Genomic DNA, 1238 nt, shown 5'->3' on the forward strand with positions numbered 1-1238 from the left:
CAAAAAAAGCTGTACAGACGACTGTACAGCTTTTTATGTGTTTTCTTTAGAGGTAGAAGTTTTAAAGCATGAAAGTGTCCTTACGGCTTCTATAACCATAATAACCAAAAACACTGGAAACAATGGCGCCTACCAGACTTCCTAAAAAGCCCCACCATCCCATATTGGAGGCTGCTTTTGTGGCTTTAGTTGCAGTGTTTTTTGCTCCCTTGATCGTATCCTCAAGTTTGTCCGAGAGTGTTTCTGTCTGTTCTTCAAGGGCTTTGATGGCTTTTTCGGTTTTTTCCTCGGCGCTTTGATAGAGTTGAACGGCACGGTTTGCTGCTGTTTGTGCGTCTGAACGGGGCATGCCATCTTTTATGAGGGCTTCTATGATATCACTTCGATCAAATTTTGTCGTGAGATCTTCTACACGATCAGACAGGCGCTCACCAAGATTTTTTAAAGTGGTGCGATAGTGAGAAGGATCATTTTTGAAAGCTGTGATCGCAGAACCAATATCGTTGAGTGCTGCTTGATAGGTTTGTTTCAAGCGATCAGGGTTGAGAGCAGGAATGTCGCTTTTATTGAGAAGAGTGCGCAATTCACTACCAAGCTGATCAAAATTGATACCATTGTTACTGTTTTTTGCAAAAAACTTTTCAAGACTTTCGCTGTTTAATTTTGCAAGTATGGGGGAAATATTGGTTTTTAGGCTGTCTACGGTTTGTTGGACCATGGAGCTGTTTTCTAGAGCAGTTTTAGCTCCTATCTTTGCTGTACTAGAAACCACGTGGATGGCTTGGAGGGTCATTAGCAATGTTATGAGAGCCCAAGTGAGAAAGCCATGAAGCGTCCCTGACGATTCAGCAAAACGTCCAGCTACAAAGCCTCCCAAGGCTAGGCTAATCAGTGTAACGATAACAGAACCCACGCCAAAGGAGAGAAAAGAGCCTTCCAATGGGGTTGAAGAGGTGAAATCCATTTGGCTTAAGCCTAAAGCGGCTACCAGAAAAGAAAGGCAGATTGAGGTGGCAAGGGCTGTCACCAATCCCGCAAAGATTGCGGACCATGAAATGGGTGTGTGAAAGAATGGATACTTTTCTTCTAGAGATGTTTCTCCTAGAAAATTCGTATCGAATGGTGTGTCTTCAGGAATGCGAGTTTCCATGTTTTATCTCCTTGAATATGCTGGAGATACAATGTCTTTTTGCCAATTATGTTCCAAAAGTGAATAGATATGCGCTAAAAAGGGATAG

General features: G+C 42.6%; 1 protein-coding gene. It reads right to left on the reverse strand.

The annotated features are described in order from the left end of the window. Nucleotides 1-61: 61 nt before the first annotated feature. Nucleotides 62-1150, reverse strand: coding sequence for a DUF3792 domain-containing protein (locus tag ACFIKR_RS09295; protein WP_375659644.1), 1089 nt, complete (start codon nucleotides 1148-1150; stop codon nucleotides 62-64). Between the last annotated feature and the right edge of the window lie 88 nt (nucleotides 1151-1238).

Source organism: Bartonella sp. MR30HLJHH, from assembly GCF_042194195.1.
Taxonomy (GTDB): Bacteria; Pseudomonadota; Alphaproteobacteria; order Rhizobiales; family Rhizobiaceae; genus Bartonella; species Bartonella grahamii.

What these genes read in the sequence shown, in the direction of transcription:
- ACFIKR_RS09295 (WP_375659644.1), bottom strand. Translation starts at nt 1,150, where the DNA reads ATGGAAACTCGCATTCCTGAAGACACACCATTCGATACGAATTTTCTA.